Source organism: Streptomyces sp. NPDC058291, assembly GCF_042880855.1.
In the GTDB taxonomy this organism is placed as follows: Bacteria; Actinomycetota; Actinomycetes; order Streptomycetales; family Streptomycetaceae; genus Streptomyces.
The window spans coordinates 114,554-134,819 of the sequence record NZ_JBHVYK010000009.1 but is presented as its reverse complement, the minus strand read 5'-3'; the positions used below and the strand labels follow the sequence as shown (position 1 = coordinate 134,819).

Below are 20,266 nucleotides of genomic sequence, written 5' to 3'. Positions count from 1 at the left end.
AACGGGTCCGGGGCCTCCTGTGTTCGCGGGTGCCGGTGCCGGTGCCGGTGCCGGTGCTTATTGCCCCGTCACGGTCGGCGTCGGGACGCGCGCGGCGGCGTGAGCGGGAGCGCTCGGCCGCTCAGGGGCTCTCGCGGTCCGCGGTGCTCGGCCGCTCGGGGGCTCTCGCGGTCCGCGGTGCTCGGCCGCGTCTGCCGGGACACCCGCCGCGCCCCCGTGGGCGCCCGTTCCGGCTCCGGTTCGCGCGGGCGCGGAGTCCGGCGGGGGCCGCCAGGGGCCGACGGGGCGTCGGCAAAGGGGTCGGCGGGGCGGGCGTAGCGTAGGAGCCATGTCGAAGTACGGATCCTTTCCCGGTACGCGTCCTCGGCGGCTGCGCACCACCCCTGTCATGCGGCGCATGGTCGCCGAGACCCGGTTGCATCCGGCTGACTTCATCCTCCCCGCGTTCGTGCGGGAGGGCGTGAGCGAGCCGGTGCCGATCCAGGCCATGCCCGGTGTCGTGCAGCACACGCGGGACAGTCTGAAGAAGGCCGCGCTGGAGGCCGTCGAGGCCGGGATCTCCGGGATCATGCTGTTCGGGGTGCCCGAGGAGTCCAAGAAGGACGCGTTCGGGACGCCGGGCACCGACCCGGACGGGATCCTGCAGGTCGCCCTCCGGGACGTCCGCGCCGAGGTCGGGGACGACCTCCTCGTCATGTCCGACCTGTGTCTGGACGAGGTCACCGATCACGGGCACTGCGGCGTCCTGGACGGGGAGGGGCGCGTCGACAACGACGCCACCCTGGAGCGGTACGCGGAGATGGCCCAGGTGCAGGCCGACGCCGGGGCCCATGTGGTGGGCCCCAGCGGGATGATGGACGGGCAGATCGGGGTCGTCCGCGACGCGCTCGACCAGATCGGGCGCGAGGACGTGTCGATCCTCGCGTACACCGTCAAGTACGCGTCCGCGTTCTACGGGCCCTTCCGGGAGGCCGTCGGGTCCTCGCTGAAGGGCGACCGCAAGACGTACCAGCAGGACCCGGCCAACCTCCGCGATTCGATGCGCGAGCTCGCGCTCGACCTGGAGGAGGGCGCGGACATGGTCATGGTCAAGCCGGCCGGCCCCTACCTCGACATCCTGGCCAGGGTCGCCGACGCCGTGGACGTGCCGGTCGCCGCGTACCAGATCTCCGGCGAGTACTCCATGATCGAGGCCGCGGCCGAGCGCGGCTGGATCGACCGCGACCGGGCGATCTTCGAGGCGCTGACCGGCATCAAGCGGGCCGGGGCCCGGAACATCCTCACCTACTGGGCCACCGAGGCGGCCCTGAAGCTGCGCCAGCCGACCGGGTCCGGCTGACGGGTCCCGGCCGGCTGCTCCGTGGCGGAGACCGCGGCGGCACCCGCTGCGGCGCCGGTCGGGACGCCCGCACCTGACGGCCCCTCGTCGCGCAGGCCCTGGCCGTCGTGGCACGCGGTGAGGGCGAGCGCCGCGACGAGGGTCAGCGCGGCGCACGCGAGTGGGCGGGCCCGACGCCGGACGCCGCGGCGGGCGGGGCGGCGGGTGGGGGGAGCGGGGCGCGTGGGCATGGGGCCAGCCTGTGTCGTGGGCCGCCGTCCTTCCACCTCTCCCGGGCAAGTCGGGACGCCGGTCTCAACCCACGGCCGCTGACCTGCGCGGACGGTGTCCTCGTGGGATGCGGTGCGGGACGCCGTGGGAGACGTCCGACCGCTCGGAGAGCCGGCCTCGGGGCGCGGTCCGCATGCCGAAAAGGCAGGTGTAGACGCCATCCATGTCCCTAGGGTGCCGTCATGACGCCCGCATCCACGCCCGCATCCGCATCCACGCCCGCGTCCGGATCCGCGCCCAGCGCAGGACCCGTGTCCGGGCCGGAGTCCGCATCGCCGCCCAGCGCCGGACCTGTGTCCGGGCCGGCGTCCGGATCCGCGCCCAGCGCCGGATCCGTGTCCGCGCCGGGGTCCGCATCCGTGCCCGAGTCCGCAGCCGCGCCCGCATCCGCGCCCAACGCCGGACCCGTGTCCGGGTCGGCGTCCGCATCGGCGCCCGTGTCCGCAGCGGCGCCGGTGTCCGTGCCTCCGCCGCTCGCCGCCCGCGCCCGGTCGGTCGGCGGTTCGCCGGTGCGGGACATCCTCGCCGTCACCGCCCGCCCCGAGGTGATCAACTTCGCGGGCGGGCTGCCCGCACCCGAGCTGTTCGACTGCGAGGGAGTCGCCGCCGCGTTCCGCCACGTGCTGGAGGAGACCCCGGCCCGGGCCCTGCAGTACTCCACGACCGAGGGCGAGCCGGGTCTGCGGGAGCGGCTGGCCGCGCGCACGACAGTCCGCGGACTGCCCACGACCGCCGACGACCTCCTCGTCACCACGGGTTCCCAGCAGGCGCTGTCCCTGCTCGCGACCGCTCTCCTCGACCCCGGCGACACCGTCCTCGTCGAAGCGCCCTGTTACCTGGCGGCCCTGCAGGTCTTCGGCCTGGCGGGGGCGAGGATCCTCGCCGTCCCCGGCGACGCGGACGGCCCGGACCCCGAGGCGCTCGCCGACCTGGTGGTGCGTGAGCGGCCCAAGCTCCTCTACACCGTCCCCACCTTCCAGAACCCGACCGGCCGCACCGTCCCCGCCGAGCGCCGCGCCGCCGTCGCCGCCGTCGCGGCACGCCACGGCCTGTGGATCGTCGAGGACGACCCGTACGGCGAACTCCGTTACGAGGGCCCACGCGTCCCCTGGATCGCCGCTCACCCCGACGCCCGGGACCGCACGGTGCTGCTCGGCTCCTTCTCCAAGGTCATGGCCCCCGGTATCCGGCTGGGCTGGCTGCGGGCTCCCGCCTCCCTGCGGCGGGCCTGCGCGGTCGCCAAGCAGGCCGCCGACCTGCACACGCCGACCGTCAACCAGCTCGCCGCCGCCCGCTACCTCGCCGTGGAGGACCTCGACGCGCATGTGACGCGGGTGGCGGCCGTCTACCGGGAGCGACGGGACGCCATGCTGGCCGGACTGGGCGAGGCGCTGCCGGACGGGTCGGTGTGGAACCGGCCCGAGGGCGGCATGTTCCTCTGGGCCCGCCTCCCCGAGGAGTACGACGCCACGACCCTTCTCCCGCGGGTCGTCGCCGAGGACGTGGCGTACGTTCCCGGCGCGCCCTTCTACGCGGGCGAGCCCGACCGCTCGACGCTGCGGCTCTGCTTCGTGACGCAGTCGCCGCGGGAGATCGCGGAGGGGCTGCGCCGCCTGGGGCGTGGGCTCAAGGGGTGATCCGGGACGGGACCTTCCCGGCGCGAGGCGCGGGACCCGGTCAGTCCCAGCAGAAGGACCAGCTGTGCTCGCCGACGATCCGCTCGGCGTGGGAGGCGAGGTCGTCCCCGACCCGCAGGACGGCGTCCGGGCAGAACGCGAAGTGCTCGGCTGCCACGGCGGTCGCCTCGGCGAGCGTGGCGGGCGGAGCGGCGACGGAGACCACGAGCACGTCGTAGCCGAGCCCGACGACCCGTATGCCGAAGCGGTCCTCCCAGGAGCGCAGCACCGCGCACAGGCGGGCGGTGTCGCTCTCGTGGCCGGCCGGGCCCGTCCAGCCGACGGCGGCGGGGATGTCCGCGCTGCGGCGCGCCGGGACCAGGGCGAGGTGCGGAGCGGCGAACGGGGAACCGCCTTCGCCGGTCAGGGAGTCGGCGACCCGGGCGGCGCGCACGTCGGGATCGGAGGCGAGGGTGAGCGCGTCGGCCGGGCCGGGCCACTCCTCGCCCTCGGCGGCGCACTCCTCCCAGTATTCCGCGAGCACGTCCTCGGCGTCGTGGTCGCCCGGGTACGACATCGCCTCGGGCATCGACTCCCAGTTCTCCGGGCCGCCGTGCGCGCCGCCCAGGTCGACGAGCACGGGCAGGAGGCCCGCGCGCGCCGAAGGACTGCCGAGCGCACTCCAGTTGCCCGGCGCGGCCGGCCGGGCCGCATGCCAGAGGAACGGCTCGTGCCACGGCCCGTCGACGGTCGCGTCGATCAGCCGCCCGGGCGGCAGTTGCAGCCCGAGGGAGCGCCCGCTCGGGTCGGACGCGAGTTTGGGCAGCGGGTTGGGAAGAGTCGCCATGCCGGTGACTGTACGGGCCGGCACTGACATCGGGTCGCCGCCCAAGCGGGCCCGGATATCGGCGGCTTGGGCGGTTCGGCAGCCCTTCGCGCCCACAGGCGGTGCGTCAGCCGGATGCCCGCGCCGATCGCCGGCGGGACGACCGTGGCCGGGACGAGCACCCCGAGCGCGCCGACGACCAGGAGTCCGACCAGGGCGTCACCCGGCGACTCGTCCTCGGGTGCTCAGAGCCGCTCGGGCGTCCTGATGCCCAGCAGCCCCATGCCCCGCTGCAGCGTCCGGGCCGTGAGGTCGACCAGGAAGAGCCGGTTCTCCACGACCTCGGGCGCGTTGTCGGGCGACAGCACGTGACACTGGTCGTAGAACGTCGTCAGGTGCGAGGCCAGCTGGTACAGGTAGGCCGCCAGCTTGTGCGGGGCGTACTCCGCGGCCGCCTCCGCCACCGTCTCGCCGAACTGGTCCAGGTGCAGGCCCAACGCCCGCTCCGCCGGGGCCAGTCCCAGTTCCGGACGGGCGACCGGACGGGCCTCGCCGGCCTTGCGCAGGATCGACTGGATGCGGGCGTACGCGTACTGCAGGTACACGGAGGTGTCGCCGTTCAGCGACACCATCTGGTCCAGGTCGAACTTGTAGTCCCGGACCGCGGACGTCGACAGGTCGGCGTACTTCACCGCGCCGATGCCCACGTACCTGCCGTTCTCCTCGATCTCCTGCTCGGACAGGCCGACTTTCTCCGCCTTGTCCCGGACCACGGCCGTCGCCCGGTCCACCGCCTCGTCGAGGAGGTCGACGAGCTTGACGGTCTCGCCCTCACGCGTCTTGAACGGCTTGCCGTCCTTGCCGAGGACCGTGCCGAAGGCGAGCTGGCGCGCCTTCACCTCGTCGTTCAGCCAGCCGGCCCGCCGCGCCGCCTCGAAGACCATCTTGAAGTGCAGCGACTGCCGGGCGTCGACGACATAGAGGAGCGTGTCCGCCTTGAGGCCGAAGACGCGGTCGCGGATCGCCGACAGGTCCGTCGCCGCGTAACCGTAGCCGCCGTCGGACTTCTGCACGATCAGCGGGACCGGGTTGCCGTCCGGGCCCTTGACGTCGTCGAAGAACACGCACAGCGCGCCCTCCGAGCGGACCGCCACGCCCGAATCCTCCAGCAGCCGGCAGGTCTCCGCCAGCATGTCGTTGTAACCCGACTCGCCGACGATGTCCGCGTCCCGGATCTCCATGTCCAGCTTCTCGAAGACGGAGAAGAAGTAGATCTTCGACTCGTCGACGAACTTCTGCCAGGCGGCGAGCGTGCGCGGTTCGCCCGCCTGGAGGTCGACGACCCTGCGCCGGGCCCGGGTCTTGAACTCCTCGTCCGCGTCGAACAGCTTGCGCGCGGCCTTGTAGAGGCGGTCCAGGTTGGACATCGCCTCCTCGCCGCTCACCTGCGTGTCCTTGTGGTCCAGCTCGTGCGGGTGCTCGTCCAGGTACTGGATGAGCATGCCGAACTGGGTGCCCCAGTCGCCGATGTGGTGGCGGCGCACCACGCTCTCGCCGGTGAACTCCAGGATCTGCACCGTCGCGTCGCCGATGACCGCCGACCGCAGATGGCCGACGTGCATCTCCTTCGCCACGTTCGGCTGGGCGTAGTCGACGACCGTCGTGCCCGGCTGCGGGGAGCGGGGGACGCCGAGGCGCTCCGGGTCCGCGTACCGCGCGGCCAGGTTCTCGGTGATCGCCCTGTCGGTGAGCGTGACGTTCAGGAAGCCGGGGCCCGAGACCTCGATCTCCTCGATCACGTCGCCGGTCACCACGTTCGCCACGACCTGCGCCGCCAGCTCGCGCGGGTTCGCCTTCGCCTTCTTGGCCAGCGCGAGGATGCCGTTGGCCTGGAAGTCGGCCCGGTCGCTTCGTCGCAGCAGCGGGTCCGCGGAGGCCTCCGGCAGGGTGGCGGAGATGGCGGACGACAGGTGCTGCTCGACGGAGTGACTGAGGGACGTGACCGGGGCCATAGGAGTGGGTGCCGTTCTCCTCGTGGGTGGGATGGGCACGCCCAGTATCCCATGGGGGGTAAAGCGGTTTTCTCCGGCGCGGGGTGGTCTGGGAGTATGGAGGCTCCCATCAAAGGCTCCAGAACCAAGAGGACGTGCCGATCGTGGCTCAGAGCGCCGAGACCACCGACTGGGTCTCCCGTTTCGCGGATGAGGTCATCGAGGAGTCGGAGCGTCGGGCCCCGGGCAAACCTGTGGTCGTCGCGTCCGGACTCTCCCCTTCCGGCCCCATCCACCTCGGCAACCTGCGCGAGGTCATGACCCCGCATTTCGTCGCCGACGAGATCCGCCGCCGCGGCCGCCAGGTCCGCCACCTGATCTCGTGGGACGACTACGACCGCTACCGCAAGGTGCCGGCCGGCGTGCCGGGCGTCGACGAGTCCTGGGCCGAGCACATCGGCAAGCCGCTGACGTCCGTCCCGGCCCCGCAGGGCTCGCCGTACCCGAACTGGGCCGAGCACTTCAAGGCCGCGATGACCGAGTCGCTGGCCGAGCTGGGCGTGGAGTTCGACGGCATCAGCCAGACCGCGCAGTACACCTCCGGCGTCTACCGCGAGCAGATCCTGCACGCCGTCAGGCGCCGCGCGGACATCGACGCGATCCTCGACCAGTACCGCACCAAGAAGGACCCGGCGAAGAAGCAGCAGCAGAAGCCCCTCGACGAGGCCGAGCTGGAGGCCGCCGAGGGCTCGGGCGCGGCCGCCGAGGACGACGGCTCGTCCGGCACCGCCGGCTACTTCCCGTACAAGCCCTACTGCGGCAACTGCGAGAAGGACCTCACCACGGTCACCTCGTACGTCGACGACACCACCGAGCTGTCCTACACCTGCACCGCCTGCGGCTTCGCCGAGACCGTCCGGCTGAACGAGTTCAACCGCGGCAAGCTGGTCTGGAAGGTCGACTGGCCGATGCGCTGGGCGTTCGAGGGCGTCGTCTTCGAGCCGTCCGGCGTCGACCACTCGTCCCCCGGGTCCAGCTTCCAGGTCGGCGGCCAGATCGTCGGCATCTTCGGCGGCGAGCAGCCCATCGGGCCGATGTACGCCTTCGTCGGCATCAGCGGCATGGCCAAGATGTCGTCGTCCAAGGGCGGGGTGCCCACCCCGGGCGACGCGCTGAAGATCATGGAGCCGCAGATCCTGCGCTGGCTCTACGCCCGCCGCCGCCCCAACCAGTCCTTCAAGATCGCGTTCGACCAGGAGATCCAGCGGCTCTACGACGAGTGGGACAAGCTGGAAGCCAAGGTCGCTGGGGGCACCTCCCAGGCTTTCGGCTCTGGGGGAGGCTCGGCGCTCCCGGCCGACGTCGCCGCGCACTCCCGCGCGGTGGGCACGGCCGGCGGCGAGCTGCCGCGCACACGGCGGCCGCTGCCCTACCGCACCCTCGCCTCCGTCGCCGACATCACCGCCGGTGAGGAGCGGCAGGCGCTGCGGATCCTCAGCGAGCTCGACCCCGAGAACCCGATCACGACACTGGACGAGGCCCGGCCCCGGTACGACAAGGCCGAGGCCTGGATCAACCACCACGTCCCCGCCGACCAGCGCACCGTCGTGCGCGAGGAGCCGGACGCCGAGCTGCTGAAGTCCCTCGACGAGGCCTCCTTGCAGTCCCTGCGGCTGCTGCTCGACGGACTCGCCGAGCACTGGTCGCTCGACGGGCTGACGCACCTGGTCTACGGCGTCCCGAAGGTGCAGGCGGGGTTCTCCGCCGACGCCACGCCCAAGGAGCTGCCGCCGGAGATCAAGACCGCCCAGCGGACGTTCTTCGCGCTGCTCTACCACCTGCTCGTCGGCCGTGACACCGGCCCGCGCCTGCCCACGCTGCTGCTCGCGGTGGGCCAGGACCGGGTGCGGGCCCTGCTCGGGGAGTAGCACGCAGGCGAAGGGCCCTCGTACCGACGGGTACGAGGGCCCTTCGCATGAGCGGATCCGGCTACGCGATGTGGTCGTCCTGGAGTTCCGCCGTGTGGCGGTTGGTGAAGCGGTTGACCATGCGGTCGGCTTCGCGCTGCGGGAGCATCACGCCGTACGTCGCCTCCACGTCGTTGCGCAGCTGGCCCGAGGTGGGGTAGCTGCCGTCGATCGACTTCTTGAAGACCAGGTAGTAGTCGTCCTCGGTCGGCTCGGGGCTGCCGCCGCCCTCGCCCAGCTCACGGCTGCGGCCCGGCACCACCGGGATGGGGAACGAACCGGTCTCCTCCGGCGAGGGCTCCTGCGCCGGGGGCTCCTCCTGGTACTGGTCCGCGTACTGCTCGGCCTGCTGCTGCTCCTCGTACCACTGGGCGTACTGCTCCGAGGGGTCGTAGGTGGGGTCGTAGCCGCCCTGGTACTGGACTTCGTGCGGGGCCTGGAACCAGGGGTTCTGGTCGTCCTCGGGCGGCGCGGGCGGCTCCTGCGCCGCCCGGGGCCCCGGCCGGCGCTGATCCTGCTGATCCTGCCGTCCCTGCTGCCCGGCCTGCCCCGGCTGCTGTTGCTGTTGCGGGCGCGTGGGCGCCGCCGCCAGCTCCTGGTACTCCTGCTGCGGCGCGAGGGCGTTCCCCCGGGACCGTTCCTGCGGCGGTGACGGCGACGGCGCCGGGGGCAGCACGGCCGGTTCTATGCCCGCCGCCGCCAGGCCCGCCGGGGCCGTCTCCGCCAGCGGGACGCCGTAACGCGCCAGCCGCAGCGGCATCAGCGACTCCACCGGAGCCTTGCGACGCCAGGCCCGGCCGAAGCGGGACCGCAGCCTCGCCCGGTAGACGAGACGTTCCTGCTCCAGCTTGATCACCTGGTCGTAGGAGCGCAGCTCCCACAGCTTCATCCGGCGCCACAGCAGGAACGTGGGCACCGGGGAGAGCAGCCAGCGCGTGATGCGCACGCCCTCCATGTGCTTGTCCGCCGTGATGTCCGCGATCCGGCCGATCGCGTGCCGGGCGGCCTCGACGGACACCACGAACAGGATCGGGATCACCGCGTGCATGCCCGTGCCCAGCGGATCCGGCCAGGCCGCCGCGCCGTTGAAGGCGATCGTCGCGGCCGTCAGCAGCCACGCCGTCTGCCGCAGCAGCGGGAAGGGGATGCGGATCCACGTCAGCAGCAGATCCAGGGCCAGCAGGACGCAGATGCCCGCGTCGATGCCGATCGGGAACACATAGGAGAAGTTCCCGAAGCCCTTCTCGATGGCCAGTTCCCGGACGGCCGCGTACGAACCGGCGAAGCCGATGCCGGCGATGATCACGGCGCCGGTCACGACCACGCCGATGAGAACGCGGTGCATCCGGGTCAGCTGTATTGGCGCGGCCACCCGCACTCCCCTCCCCTTGCGTGTTCTTGCGCGCAACAGGGTGGCACATGTGTGCGGCGCACGCGTTGCCGGACCGTCAGCTCTTCGCGGACGCGGACGCCTTCGGAGCCGCCACGGCCGCCTTGGACGCCGACGCCGACGGGGCCGCCGACGAGCCCTTCGACGGGGCCGCCGACGACGACGCGGAAGGCGTCGCCTTCGCCGACGACGAGGGCGACTTCGAGGGAGCCGAGCCGGACCCGGACCCCGACGAGTCCGAACTCCCGCCGCCGCCCGCACCGTTGGCCGACCGCACGGCGGCCACCGCCTCCTTGGCCGCCTTCTCCGCGGACGCCGTCAGAGCGTCCGCGGTGGGCGTCTTGTCGCCCGCCAGACCGGCCCCGTTGTAGTCCAGCGTGACGACGACGTTCTCCACCCGCGCCACCACCGTCTGCTGCCGGAAAGCGCCTTCCGACTTCTTCAGGTCGTACCGGACCAACGTCGCCTCGTCGCCCGTCCCCGGGGCCGGCGTCGCCTTCGTGTTCTTCGCGCCCGCCACCGCCTGGGCGTCCTTGACCTGCTTCGTGTAGAACGTCTTGGCCTGCGACTCGCCGTCGCCGGTCGTCGCGTCCGACTCGAAACGCAGCAACGACACGTTCAGCCAGCGGAACTGCGAGCCCTTCACGCCGTTGTTGGCCAGGCTCGACCACGAGCAGCTCGTCCGCTCGCCCGTGTCGCTGGACGTGCCCTCCTTGCCGGCGGCCGCGCCCTTCGGCACCAGCTCGGTCAGCGTCTTCTTCGAGAGCACCGCACACGCCTGGGGCAGCGTCTTGTACGCCGCCGCCCGCACCGTCGGCGCGGCGCTCGCCGCCGAGTCCGTGCCCGAGCCGCCGGTGGCGCTCGTGTCCTGCGCCTTGTCGCCGGAGCCGGAGTCCGAGCCGGAGTCCGAGGAGCAGCCCGCGGCGATCAGCATCACCGGAACGGCGACCGCCGCGGCGAGGAGGCGATTCAGACCTCCGGCACGCCTCGCTCGCTCGTCACGCTGCTCACGCTGGTTGAACTGGCCGTCTCGCTGGGCTCGTCGCTGCATGGTTCCTTCACTCATGACGCTCGTGGTTCCTGCGGTCGGATCGGGTCCGAGGGGCCACGGTACGCGGTGGGGAAGCTGTGCGGTTCCGCTTCGAAGCCTTGGCGGACCGGGCGCCGACGAGGTCGAAGTGGCCTCAGCCGGACAGGGAGTCGACGAGTTGCACGGCCAGTTTCCGGGCCTTGTCCTGCATCTCCTCGCTGTCCGGCGTGACACCGACGGTCGCCGGCTGCTCCTCGTACTCGATCGTCACGATGACGTTGGACGTGCGGAACGCCACAGTCACCGTCCGCTGCTCGGCCGTCGAACCGGAACTGGCGAGCGCGTCGTCGAGGAACGCCTCGTCGCCCAGATCGTCCAGCAGCCGCGGCTGCAGATCGGCCGGCGTCGCGGTGGACGAGGCCGAGGCGGACGCGGAGGCCGAAGGAGGAGAGGAAGAGGAAGAGGACGACGGGGTGAGGGAACCCGACGCCGAGGACGAGGGGCTCGCGCCCGTGGGCGCAGCCGCCGATCCCGTGGGCGATCCGGTCGCCGTCGCGGACGCGGTCGCGACCGGCGCCGGGAGGTCGGCCGCCGTCACCTTCCTGGCGAACAGCGCCTCCGCCTGGGAGTCGTCGCTCACCGCGTTGTCGTAGGAGACGACCCGCTCGAAGTCGACGAGCAGATGGTCGGTGGCGTCCGCCGCCTCCACCTTCCAACGGCAGCCCACCTTGCGGTCGGTGTCGTACGTCAGCGTCGCCTCGCCCGCGTAGGCCGCCTCGCGCTGCGTGTCGTCGGGGAGTTGCCTGACGCCGGGGAGCAGCGAGTCGAGCGTCGACCGGCCGACCACGCCGCACGCCTCCGGCAGCGTGGTGTACCGGCCGGGCTGCGCGGCCGCGGAAGCCGTGCCGGCCTTGCCCGGATGGGAGTCGTCCGTCGAACCGCCGTCGTCCGAACCGCCGGTGCAGCCGGCCAGCAGGGCCGCGAGGAGCGCCACGACGCCGGGTACGTACGCCTTCCGCTGCACGGTCGGCTCCTCTCGACGGTCACTTCAGGATCTTCGGGCCGGTGTCCGCGCTGGTTAATCGCTTGCCGGACGGGGGCGGCCCCTGCAGACAATGTGTATCGCACGCGACACCGTGGATGCCGGTCCGTCGTCCTTTTTCGATGACCTTGGCACCGGTTTTGCGACTTGAGACTTCTGTATCGGTTCCGGGGGAATGAGGGCGTTATGCCGTACGTGGAGATGCCGGGTGCGAAGGTGCCCATCCGTATGTGGGCCGACCCGGCGTCGGTCGAGGAGGGGGCGCTGCAGCAGCTGCGCAACGTCGCCACCCTGCCGTGGATCAAGGGTCTGGCGGTCATGCCGGACGTCCACTACGGCAAGGGCGCGACCGTCGGCTCGGTCATCGCCATGCAGGGGGCGGTGTGTCCCGCGGCGGTGGGCGTCGACATCGGGTGCGGGATGTCGGCGGTGAAGACGTCGCTGACGGCGAACGACCTGCCCGGCGACCTGTCCCGGCTGCGCTCGAAGATCGAGCAGGCGATTCCGGTGGGACGGGGCATGCACGACGCCCCCGTCGAACCGGGCCGCTTCCACGGGCTGGCCACCGGGGGCTGGGACGACTTCTGGGGGCGGTTCGACGGGGTCGCCGAAGCGGTCAGATTCCGTGCGGAGCGCGCCGCGAGGCAGATGGGAACACTCGGCGGGGGCAACCACTTCGTCGAGCTGTGCACGGACACGACCGACGCCGTCTGGCTGATGCTCCATTCCGGGTCCCGGAACATCGGCAAGGAACTCGCCGAATTCCACATCGGGGTGGCGCAGAAACTGCCGCACAACCAGGGGCTGGTCGACCGTGACCTCGCCGTCTTCGTCGCGGACACCCCGCAGATGGCGGCCTACCGCAACGACCTGTTCTGGGCGCAGGAGTACGCGAAGTACAACCGCACCCTGATGATGGCGCTCCTGAAGGACGTGGTCCGCAAGGAGTTCAGGAAGGCGAAGCCGTCCTTCGAGCAGGAGATCAGCGCGCACCACAACTACGTGGCCGAGGAGCGCTACGAGGGGATGGACCTGCTCGTGACCCGCAAGGGAGCGATCCGCGCGGGCTCCGGCGAGTACGGCATCATCCCGGGGTCGATGGGCACGGGCTCGTACATCGTCAAGGGTCTCGGCAACGCGAAGGCCTTCAACTCGGCGTCGCACGGCGCGGGTCGGCGCATGAGCCGCAGTGCCGCCAAGCGTCGCTTCTCGACGAAGGACCTGGAGGAGCAGACGCGGGGCGTGGAGTGCCGTAAGGACTCCGGCGTCGTGGACGAGATCCCGGGCGCCTACAAGCCGATCGAGCAGGTCATCGACCGGCAGCGGGACCTGGTGGAGGTCGTCGCGAAGCTCAAGCAGTTCGTGTGCGTGAAGGGCTGACGGGCGGGCCCGCGGAGATGACCGGGGGCCCGCCCGGGGTTCAGCCGAGCCGTTTCTCCAGCAGGGTCACCGCGTACGGGCTGCCGGGGCCTCCCTGTTTGGCGCGCTGTTCGCCCACGACCGTGTAGCCGGCCGTTTCGTAGTAGGCGCGCAGGCGGGGGTTGGTGGAGAGACAGTCCAGGCGGGCGTAGGGGCGGCCGGTCGCGGCGATCCGGGCTTCCGCCCGGGCCAGCAGCTTGCGGCCGGTGCCGGGCGGGGCGGTGTGCGGGGTCGTCATGAGGCGGTGGATGTAGCCGGCGTCCGGCGGGCGGGGGCCCCAGGCCGCCGGGTCGTCCCACCAGAGTTCGAAGGCGCCGGTCAGGGCGGTGCCCGTGTGCGTCAGCCAGACCTCTCCGTCGCGCATGCGGTCGACGAAGTGGGCCTCGTCCTTCTCGCCGGGCCGCCACTGCTCGATGCCCCGGGCCAGCTGCCACAGGGCCGCCGTGTCGCGCAGGCGGACCAGGAGCGGGGCGTCCTGCGGGGTGGCTCTGCGGTAGACCGGTTCCGGCCACGCGGTGGGGAGGGGTTCGAGGAGGCGGGCGCGGAGGGCGGCGGACACCTCCCGCGCGTCCAGGCCCAGGGCGTGCGTCACGTATCTCTCGATGGAGCCGTGGCGGGCGCGCAGGCCCTGAAGGAACAGCCGCATCGCCGCCTCGGGGGCGCGGCCGAAGGCCGGCCAGACCGGGGAGCGGCCCTCGTTGCGGGCTCGCCAGTCGTCCAGCAGGGCCCGGGACGCCAGTTCGGTCAGGGTGTAGTCCTCGATGATCGTCTCGTCCGGGACGCCGAGGAGGGCGAGGACCAGGGCGGCGAGCTGGCCCGTGCGGTCCTTGCCGGAGGCGCAGTGGAAGACGAGGCCTTCCTCCGCCTCGGCCACCAGGCGCAGCGCCGCCGCGATCTCCTTCGTGCCGTCCTCGGCCACTTCCAGGTAGCGGGCGCTGAGGTACGGGCCGGGCCGCACGTCCGGGCCGGCGGCCGCCTGGTCGTAGGGGCGGTGCTCGATGCTGAGGTTGTGGTAGGCGAAGGAGTCGTGCGGGGGGATCCGGCCCGCGGACTCCGCCTCCCAGGGATGGCGCAGGTCGACGACCGTGCCGATGCCCAGGGAGAGGAAGCGGTCCCAGTCCGGGGTGCCCGGCCTCAGCCTGCCGAGGGAGTCCGCGCGGAACAGCAGCCCCGGGCGGATCCGGTGACCGGATCCTGTCGGGTATCCGCCCAGGTCACGGAAGTTGCGCAGGGTCTCGAACGGCGGGTGTCTGTCCACGGCAGGACTTTAGAGGACCGGGCGGGGCCGTGGAGGGCGGAACCGGTCGGGCCGATGCGCTGTCTTCAGCTGAGCGGCCGGGCTCGCTCGAACGGCGTTGCGAAGACGGGACGCGTTGACACGGGAACACGGGAACACGGGAACACGGGGACACGGGGGTTCTGCGATGGATCGTGGGCGTAGCGGGGTACGTGCGGCTGTCTGGGGCGCGGGGCTGGTGCTGCTGGCCGTCGGCGCGCTGGCCGGCTGTTCCGACGAGTACAACGACGAGCGGGGCAAGGGGGACGCACCCGTGCAGGGGAAGGCGGGGGACGACACGCCCGCCGAGGTGTTCAACATGCCCGACGGGTTCGGGAATCTGGCCACGAAGTGCGTCGGGCACGGGTTCCGGGCGTATGTGACGACCAACGCGACGGGCCCGTCCAACGTGCAGATCGTCGAGGACAAGTCGTGCGGCGGCTGACGGCCGTCGGCGTCGCGCTCTCCCTCGCCGTGCTGCTCGGCGGCTGTTCGCAGAAGTACTACGACGAGCGGGGGAAGGCCGACGCCCCGGTGGCGGGGAGGTCGGGGGACGACGCCCCCGCGGAGGTCTACAACTTCCCGGACGGCTTCGGGAACCTCGCCTCCAAGTGCGTCGGGGCGGGGAAGCGGGGCTACGCGACGACCCGGGACGTCCACGCGGAGAAGGACGACGGCGGCGACACCGAGATCGTGATCATCCCGGCGAACGCCGTCGTCGTCGACGACCCGGGCTGCAAGGGGCCGTAGGCGTTCGGCGCCTCACCGTTCCCGGTGGACCTTGGTGTTCGACGCCTGGGCGCGGGGGCGCAGGACGAGGAGGTCGACGTTGACGTGGCTGGGGCGGGTGACGGCCCAGACGATCGTCTCGGCCACGTCGGAGGCGGTGAGCGGTTCGGCGACGCCCTCGTAGACCTTGGCCGCGCGGTCCTCGTCGCCGCCGAAGCGGGTGAGCGCGAACTCGTCGGTCTTGACCATGCCGGGGGCGATCTCGATGACGCGGACGGGGCGGCCGACGATCTCCAGCCGGAGCGTCTCGGCCAGGACGTGCGCGCCGTGCTTGGCGGCCACGTAGCCCGCGCCGCCCTCGTAGGTGCCGTGGCCGGCGGTGGAGGAGACGACGACCACGGCGCCGTCGCCGCTCGCGTCGAGCTTGGGCAGGAGGGCCTGGGTGACGTTGAGGGTGCCGAGGACGTTCGTCTCGTACATGGTGCGCCAGTCGGCCGGGTCCCCGGTGGCGACGGGGTCGGCGCCGAGCGCGCCGCCGGCGTTGTTGACCAGCACGCCCATCGTCTTGAAGGCCGTCGCGAACTCGTCGACCGCGGCCCGGTCCGTCACGTCCAGCTGGTACGCGGCCGCCGAGCCGCCCGCCTGCGTGATCTCCTCGGCGAGGGCCTCGATGCGGTCCTTGCGGCGGGCGGTGAGGACGACCCGGTAGCCGGCGGCGGCGAGCTGCCGGGCGGTGGCGGCGCCGATCCCGCTGCTCGCACCGGTGACGACGGCGATGCGGGAGGCGGCGGACGGTGCGGCGGTGGCCATGGGCTGCTCCTCGGGCGGGGCGGGTCGGTGCCGTCAGGATAGGCGGGCGGGGCAGCGCGCCGACCGGTGGTCTCACCCTGCGGCCGGGAGCCGGGAGCCGGGAGCCGGGAGCCGGGAGCCGGGAGCCGGGGGGAGCGGGGCGCGACCCGTCCGACGACCGGCGGCAGGCGCTGGTGCTGGACACCGGGGACGCTCACCTCTTTCCGACCGTCGTCTCGCCGGTGCGTCGTACGATGCGCGGACGGCGCCGACGGAGGCGCCGGCTAAGGGGTGCGATGTCCGGGAACGTGCGGTCGCGGCTGCTGGAGGAACTGTCCGTCGTCTCCCGCCGGTACATGGCCGCCTACGCCCTGTTCAACCAGGCGCTCGCCGACCGTCTGGGGCTGCACCCGACGGACCTGCAGTGCCTGAACCTGCTGGTGCTGGAGCGCGAGCCGGTGACGACGGGCCGGGTCGCCGAGCTGACGGGGCTGACCACCGGGTCGGCGACCCGGCTGGTGGACCGGCTGGAGAAGGCGGGCTATGTGGTCCGGGAGCGGGACGCCGCGGACCGGCGGCGGGTGCTGGTGGCGACGGTGCCGGAGCGGACCGCGGAGTTCCGGCGGATGTGGGAGCGGCTGGGCGGCGACTGGATGCCGCTCTTCGAGGATCTCGCGGACGCCGAGCTCGCGGTGATCGTCCGGCACATGCGGCGGACGGTGGAATTCGGCGCGGAGCAGGCCGTGCGGTTGCGGGAAGGCCGGGTCTAGGGGCGGATGCAGGAGATGGAGACACGGCCGTCCGCGGTGGCGGCCGAGGGAGCGCGGGGCGCCGGCGCGGGGCGCGGACTGCCGCGGCACTGGCCGCTGATGCTGCTGGGCGCGGCGGTGGCGCCGGGCGCGGTGCTGGTGCTCGTCGGGCGGACGCTGGAGGAGCCCGCGGTACAGGCGTGGCGGACGGTGTGTCTGGCGGTGACCGTGCAGGCGCTGCCGTTCCTGCTGCTGGGGACGGCCCTGTCGGGGGCGATCAACGCGTTCGTGCCGGCGAGCGTGTTCAGCCGGCTGCTGCCGAAGCGGGCGGCGCTGGCGGTCCCGGTGGCCGGGGTGGCGGGGGTGGTACTGCCCGGGTGCGAGTGCGCGTCGGTGCCGGTGGCGAGCAGCCTGATCGGGCGGGGGGTGACTCCCGCCGCGGCGTTCGCGTTCCTGCTCTCCGCGCCCGCCGTGAACCCGGTGGTGCTGACGGCGACGGCGGTGGCGTTCCCCGGCAGCCCGGAGATGGTGCTGGCCCGGCTGGCGGCCTCGCTGGTGACGGCGGCGGCGATGGGCTGGCTGTGGCTGTGGCTGGGCCGGGAGGAGTGGCTGCGGCCGGCGGTGCGGCACTCCGGGCACCGGCCGGGACACAGTCGCCGGACGGAGTTCCGGCGCGGTTTCCAGCACGACTTCCTGCACGCCGGGGGCTTTCTGGTGGTGGGCGCGATGGCGGCGGCGACCTTCAACGTGGCGGTGCCGCGGTCGGTGCTGGACGCGTTCTCGGGCTCGCCGTGGCTGTCGGTGCTGTTCCTGGCGGCACTCGCGATCGTGCTGGCGGTGTGCAGCGAGGCGGACGCGTTCGTGGCGGCGTCGCTCAGCGGGTTCTCGCCGGTGGCGCGGCTGGCGTTCATGGTGGTGGGGCCGATGGTGGACCTGAAGCTGATCGCCCTGCAGGCGGGGACGTTCGGGCGGGCCTTCGCGGTGCGGTTCTCGGCGGCCACGGCGGTGGTCGCGGTGGTGTGCAGCGCGGTGGTCGGAGGGGTGCTGCTGTGAGGCGGTTCGCGCAGGTGGCTCTGTTGCTGCTCGCGGGGCTGGGCTTGCTGCACACCTCGCTCTACACGGACGAGTACCTGCGGTTCGTGAAACAGGGGATGCGGCCGCTGCTGATCGCCTCGGGGGTGCTGCTGATCGGGCTTGGGGCGGCGGAGGCGTGGCCCGCCCGCCGCCCGGGCGGCGACCCGGGCCGCGGTGAAGCCCACCGCCACGGCGAGGGTCACGGTCACGGTCACGGTCACCTTCATGAAGCCGGCGACCGCGACGGTGAGAGCCACGGCGACGGCCAGGGCGACGGCCACGGCGACGGCCAGGGCGACGGCCACGGCGACGGCCAGGGCGACGGCCAGGGCGACGGCGACGGTGGCCACGGGCACGACCACTCCCGGGTGCCGCGGGTCGCCTGGCTGCTGTTCCTGCCGGTGCTGAGCCTGCTGTTCTACGCCCCGCCCGCCCTCGGTTCGTACACCGCCTCGCGGGAGCCGGCCAGGGCCGTCGCGGTGCAGGAGGACGACTTCGATCCGCTGCCGGCCACCTCGCCGCTGCCGATCACGCTCACGGAGTTCACCCAGCGGGTCCAGCAGGACCGTTCGCGGGCGATCAAGGGCCGTACGGTCCGGATGACCGGGTTCGTGACGCCCGCCGACGGGGGCGGCTGGTATCTCACCCGGATCGTCATCAGCTGCTGTGCGGCGGACTCGACCACGCTGAAGGTGCGGGTGTACGGGACGGCGGCGCCGAAGACGGACACCTGGGTGGCCGTCGAGGGGACCTGGCATGCGGGCGGGGCGCTGGGGACGTCGGCGGCGGCGGTGGCGGTGGACGCGCGCAGCGTGACGAAGGTGGGCAAACCGTCCAACGCGTACATGGACGCGGTGCCGCTCGGCTGAGTCCGGGGAGACGGAATAGAAACCGTGAGGGGGTCGTTGCCGAGGTATAGTTGAAGCGTCAACAACTTTGGAGGGTGAGCGACCATGCAGTTCGGGATCTTCACGGTGGGCGACGTCACGCCGGACCCGACGACGGGCCGTACGCCGACCGAGCGCGAGCGGATCAAGGCCATGGTCGCCATCGCGCTGAAGGCCGAGGAGGTCGGCCTGGACGTCTTCGCGACCGGCGAGCACCACAACCCGCCGTTCGTGCCCTCGTCCCCGACGACGATGCTCGGCTACATAGCCGCGCAGACGCGGAACCTGATCCTCTCCACCTCCACCACCCTCATCACCACCAACGACCCGGTGAAGATCGCGGAGGACTTCGCGATGCTCCAGCACCTGGCCGACGGGCGCGTGGACCTCATGATGGGGCGCGGCAACACCGGGCCGGTCTACCCGTGGTTCGGGCAGGACATCCGCGAGGGCGTCAACCTGGCCATCGAGAACTACGCCCTGCTGCGCAGGCTGTGGCGGGAGGACGTGGTGGACTGGGAGGGCAAGTTCCGCACCGCCCTGCAGGGCTTCACCGCCACACCCCGCCCGCTCGACGACGTGCCGCCGTTCGTCTGGCACGGCTCCATCCGCTCGCCCGAGATCGCCGAGCAGGCCGCGTTCTACGGCGACGGCTTCTTCCACAACAACATCTTCTGGCCCGCCGACCACACGCGGCGGATGGTCGAGCTGTACCGGGCCAGGTACGCGCACTACGGGCACGGCACGCCCGAGCAGGCGATCGTCGGGCTCGGCGGCCAGGTCTTCATGCGGAAGAACTCGCAGGACGCCGTCCGTGAGTTCCGGCCGTACTTCGACAACGCGCCGGTCTACGGGCACGGACCCTCCCTGGAGGACTTCACCGACCAGACCCCGCTGACCGTCGGCACGCCCGAGCAGGTCATCGAGAAGACGCTGAAGTTCCGCGAGTACGCGGGCGACTACCAGCGCCAGCTGTTCCTCCTGGACCACGCGGGGCTGCCGCTGAAGACCGTGCTGGAGCAGCTCGACCTGCTCGGCGAGGAGGTCGTGCCCGTGCTGCGCAAGGAGTTCGCCGTCGGACGGCCGGCCGATGTGCCGGACGCGCCGACCCACCGCTCGCTGCTCGCCCGCAAGGAAGCCGAGGAGGTCCTGGCATGAAGCTCGTCGTCGTCTCGGCGGGGCTGAGCGTCCCGTCCTCGACCCGCTTGCTGGCCGACCGGCTGGCCCAGGCGGTGGAGCGGCACGCGTCCGTCGACGTCCAGGTCGTGGAACTGCGCGAGCTCGCCGTCGAGATCGCGCACAACTTCACCAACGGGTTCGCCGGCGGGCGGCTCGCCGCCGCCCTGGAGGCGGTGACGGCCGCGGACGGCCTGGTCGTCGTGACGCCGGTGTTCTCCGCCTCCTACAGTGGTCTGTTCAAGTCGTTCTTCGACGTCCTGGACCAGGAGGCGCTGACCGGCAAGCCGGTGCTGATCGCCGCGACCGGCGGCAGCGCACGCCACTCGCTCGTCCTGGAACACGCCCTGCGGCCGCTGTTCGCCTACCTGCGCGCCGTGGTCGTCCCGACCGCCGTCTACGCGGCCTCAAAGGACTGGGGTGCACAGGGCCTGCCCGAGCGGATCGAGCGGGCGGCGGGGGAGCTGGCCTCGCTGATGGCCGGCCTGGCCGCGCCCGCATCGCCGCCCGGACCGGCGAGGGCCGAGGCCGACAGGGGCGACAGGGCCGACCAGCCCGGTAGGGATGACAGGGGCGACCAGGACGGCAGGGCCGGTCAGGGCGGGTTCACGGTGGTGCCCTTCGCCGACCAGCTGGCGGCGCTGGCCGGACGGTGACCTCCGCGCCCCGGACGGGCGCGCGCGGCCCGTCCGGGGC

19 protein-coding genes are annotated in these 20,266 nt (G+C 72.5%); 11 read left to right on the top strand and 8 right to left on the bottom strand.

The window, feature by feature from the left end; all coding sequences use genetic code 11:
* The first annotated feature begins 328 nt into the window (after positions 1-328).
* Entirely contained in the window at positions 329-1,339 is a 1,011-nt protein-coding gene (gene hemB, locus ACFVYK_RS07180) for a porphobilinogen synthase (protein WP_389769639.1), read from the top strand.
* Here hemB and ACFVYK_RS07175 read toward each other — a convergent pair.
* Positions 1,285-1,569, bottom strand: coding sequence for a hypothetical protein (locus ACFVYK_RS07175; RefSeq protein ID WP_389769636.1), 285 nt, complete (start codon positions 1,567-1,569; stop codon positions 1,285-1,287). The two genes, hemB and ACFVYK_RS07175, sit on opposite strands and share 55 nt — an antisense overlap.
* Before the next feature lie 477 nt (positions 1,570-2,046).
* Between ACFVYK_RS07175 and ACFVYK_RS07170 the strand changes: the two genes are divergently transcribed.
* Positions 2,047-3,246, top strand: a complete 1,200-nt coding sequence (locus ACFVYK_RS07170) for a PLP-dependent aminotransferase family protein (protein ID WP_389769633.1) — start codon at positions 2,047-2,049, stop codon at positions 3,244-3,246.
* Between the two features lie 40 nt (positions 3,247-3,286).
* Here ACFVYK_RS07170 and ACFVYK_RS07165 read toward each other — a convergent pair whose 3' ends face one another.
* Both ACFVYK_RS07165 and argS read right to left on the bottom strand, forming a co-directional pair.
* Positions 3,287-4,072, bottom strand: a complete 786-nt coding sequence (locus ACFVYK_RS07165) for a DUF4253 domain-containing protein (RefSeq protein ID WP_389769631.1) — start codon at positions 4,070-4,072, stop codon at positions 3,287-3,289.
* 224 nt (positions 4,073-4,296) lie between these two features.
* Positions 4,297-6,063 carry an arginine--tRNA ligase gene (argS, locus tag ACFVYK_RS07160; protein ID WP_389769628.1) on the bottom strand — a complete coding sequence of 589 codons (1,767 nt, stop codon included), beginning with the start codon at positions 6,061-6,063 and terminating at the stop codon, positions 4,297-4,299.
* Positions 6,064-6,197: 134 nt separating this feature from the next.
* Here argS and lysS point away from each other — a divergent pair, with 134 nt between their 5' ends.
* On the top strand, positions 6,198-7,970 hold the full coding sequence (gene lysS, locus ACFVYK_RS07155) for a lysine--tRNA ligase (protein ID WP_389769625.1): 1,773 nt from the start codon (positions 6,198-6,200) through the stop codon (positions 7,968-7,970).
* A gap of 61 nt (positions 7,971-8,031) precedes the next feature.
* Here lysS and ACFVYK_RS07150 read toward each other — a convergent pair whose 3' ends face one another.
* The 3 genes from ACFVYK_RS07150 to ACFVYK_RS07140 all read right to left on the bottom strand — a co-directional run bounded on the left by ACFVYK_RS07150 (position 8,032) and on the right by ACFVYK_RS07140 (position 11,453).
* Positions 8,032-9,381 (bottom strand): DUF2637 domain-containing protein, encoded by a 1,350-nt coding sequence (locus tag ACFVYK_RS07150; RefSeq protein WP_389769623.1) that lies wholly within the window; start codon positions 9,379-9,381, stop codon positions 8,032-8,034.
* A gap of 76 nt (positions 9,382-9,457) precedes the next feature.
* A complete protein-coding gene (locus ACFVYK_RS07145) occupies positions 9,458-10,465 on the bottom strand; it encodes a DUF3558 domain-containing protein (protein WP_389769620.1) in 1,008 nt (335 codons plus the stop codon).
* A 118-nt stretch (positions 10,466-10,583) separates the two neighbouring features.
* Positions 10,584-11,453 (bottom strand): DUF3558 domain-containing protein, encoded by an 870-nt coding sequence (locus ACFVYK_RS07140; protein ID WP_389769617.1) that lies wholly within the window; start codon positions 11,451-11,453, stop codon positions 10,584-10,586.
* Between the two features lie 204 nt (positions 11,454-11,657).
* On the opposite strand from ACFVYK_RS07140, the gene ACFVYK_RS07135 reads away from it, so the two are divergent.
* Positions 11,658-12,851, top strand: a complete 1,194-nt coding sequence (locus ACFVYK_RS07135; protein ID WP_389769615.1) for an RtcB family protein — start codon at positions 11,658-11,660, stop codon at positions 12,849-12,851.
* Between the two features lie 40 nt (positions 12,852-12,891).
* Here the strand turns inward: ACFVYK_RS07135 and ACFVYK_RS07130 are convergent, their stop codons facing one another.
* Positions 12,892-14,148 (bottom strand): tyrosine-protein phosphatase, encoded by a 1,257-nt coding sequence (locus tag ACFVYK_RS07130; RefSeq protein WP_389769612.1) that lies wholly within the window; start codon positions 14,146-14,148, stop codon positions 12,892-12,894.
* Positions 14,149-14,314: 166 nt separating this feature from the next.
* Here ACFVYK_RS07130 and ACFVYK_RS07125 point away from each other — a divergent pair, with 166 nt between their 5' ends.
* Together ACFVYK_RS07125 and ACFVYK_RS07120 are read left to right on the top strand one after the other, a co-directional pair.
* On the top strand, positions 14,315-14,611 hold the full coding sequence (locus ACFVYK_RS07125) for a hypothetical protein (RefSeq protein ID WP_389769610.1): 297 nt from the start codon (positions 14,315-14,317) through the stop codon (positions 14,609-14,611).
* Complete coding sequence (locus ACFVYK_RS07120; protein ID WP_389769607.1) at positions 14,599-14,916, top strand: hypothetical protein; 318 nt, start codon at positions 14,599-14,601, stop codon at positions 14,914-14,916. Before ACFVYK_RS07125 ends, ACFVYK_RS07120 begins: the two co-directional genes overlap by 13 nt.
* A 12-nt stretch (positions 14,917-14,928) precedes the next feature.
* Here ACFVYK_RS07120 and ACFVYK_RS07115 read toward each other — a convergent pair whose 3' ends face one another.
* Complete coding sequence (locus ACFVYK_RS07115) at positions 14,929-15,705, bottom strand: SDR family NAD(P)-dependent oxidoreductase (RefSeq protein WP_389769604.1); 777 nt, start codon at positions 15,703-15,705, stop codon at positions 14,929-14,931.
* Positions 15,706-15,980: 275 nt separating this feature from the next.
* Between ACFVYK_RS07115 and ACFVYK_RS07110 the strand changes: the two genes are divergently transcribed.
* The 5 genes from ACFVYK_RS07110 (at position 15,981) to ACFVYK_RS07090 (ending at position 20,226) form a co-directional block, all read left to right on the top strand.
* Complete coding sequence (locus ACFVYK_RS07110; protein WP_389769601.1) at positions 15,981-16,454, top strand: MarR family winged helix-turn-helix transcriptional regulator; 474 nt, start codon at positions 15,981-15,983, stop codon at positions 16,452-16,454.
* Between the two features lie 6 nt (positions 16,455-16,460).
* A complete protein-coding gene (locus ACFVYK_RS07105; protein ID WP_389769599.1) occupies positions 16,461-17,486 on the top strand; it encodes a permease in 1,026 nt (341 codons plus the stop codon).
* Positions 17,483-18,376 carry a TIGR03943 family putative permease subunit gene (locus ACFVYK_RS07100; RefSeq protein ID WP_389769597.1) on the top strand — a complete coding sequence of 298 codons (894 nt, stop codon included), beginning with the start codon at positions 17,483-17,485 and terminating at the stop codon, positions 18,374-18,376. The genes ACFVYK_RS07105 and ACFVYK_RS07100 overlap by 4 nt, the downstream gene beginning before the upstream one ends.
* 84 nt (positions 18,377-18,460) lie before the next feature.
* Positions 18,461-19,552: an LLM class flavin-dependent oxidoreductase gene (locus ACFVYK_RS07095; protein WP_389769595.1), complete on the top strand. Its 1,092-nt coding sequence runs from the start codon at positions 18,461-18,463 to the stop codon at positions 19,550-19,552.
* Positions 19,549-20,226 (top strand): FMN reductase, encoded by a 678-nt coding sequence (locus ACFVYK_RS07090; protein ID WP_389769593.1) that lies wholly within the window; start codon positions 19,549-19,551, stop codon positions 20,224-20,226. Before ACFVYK_RS07095 ends, ACFVYK_RS07090 begins: the two co-directional genes overlap by 4 nt.
* Positions 20,227-20,266 lie beyond the last annotated feature (40 nt).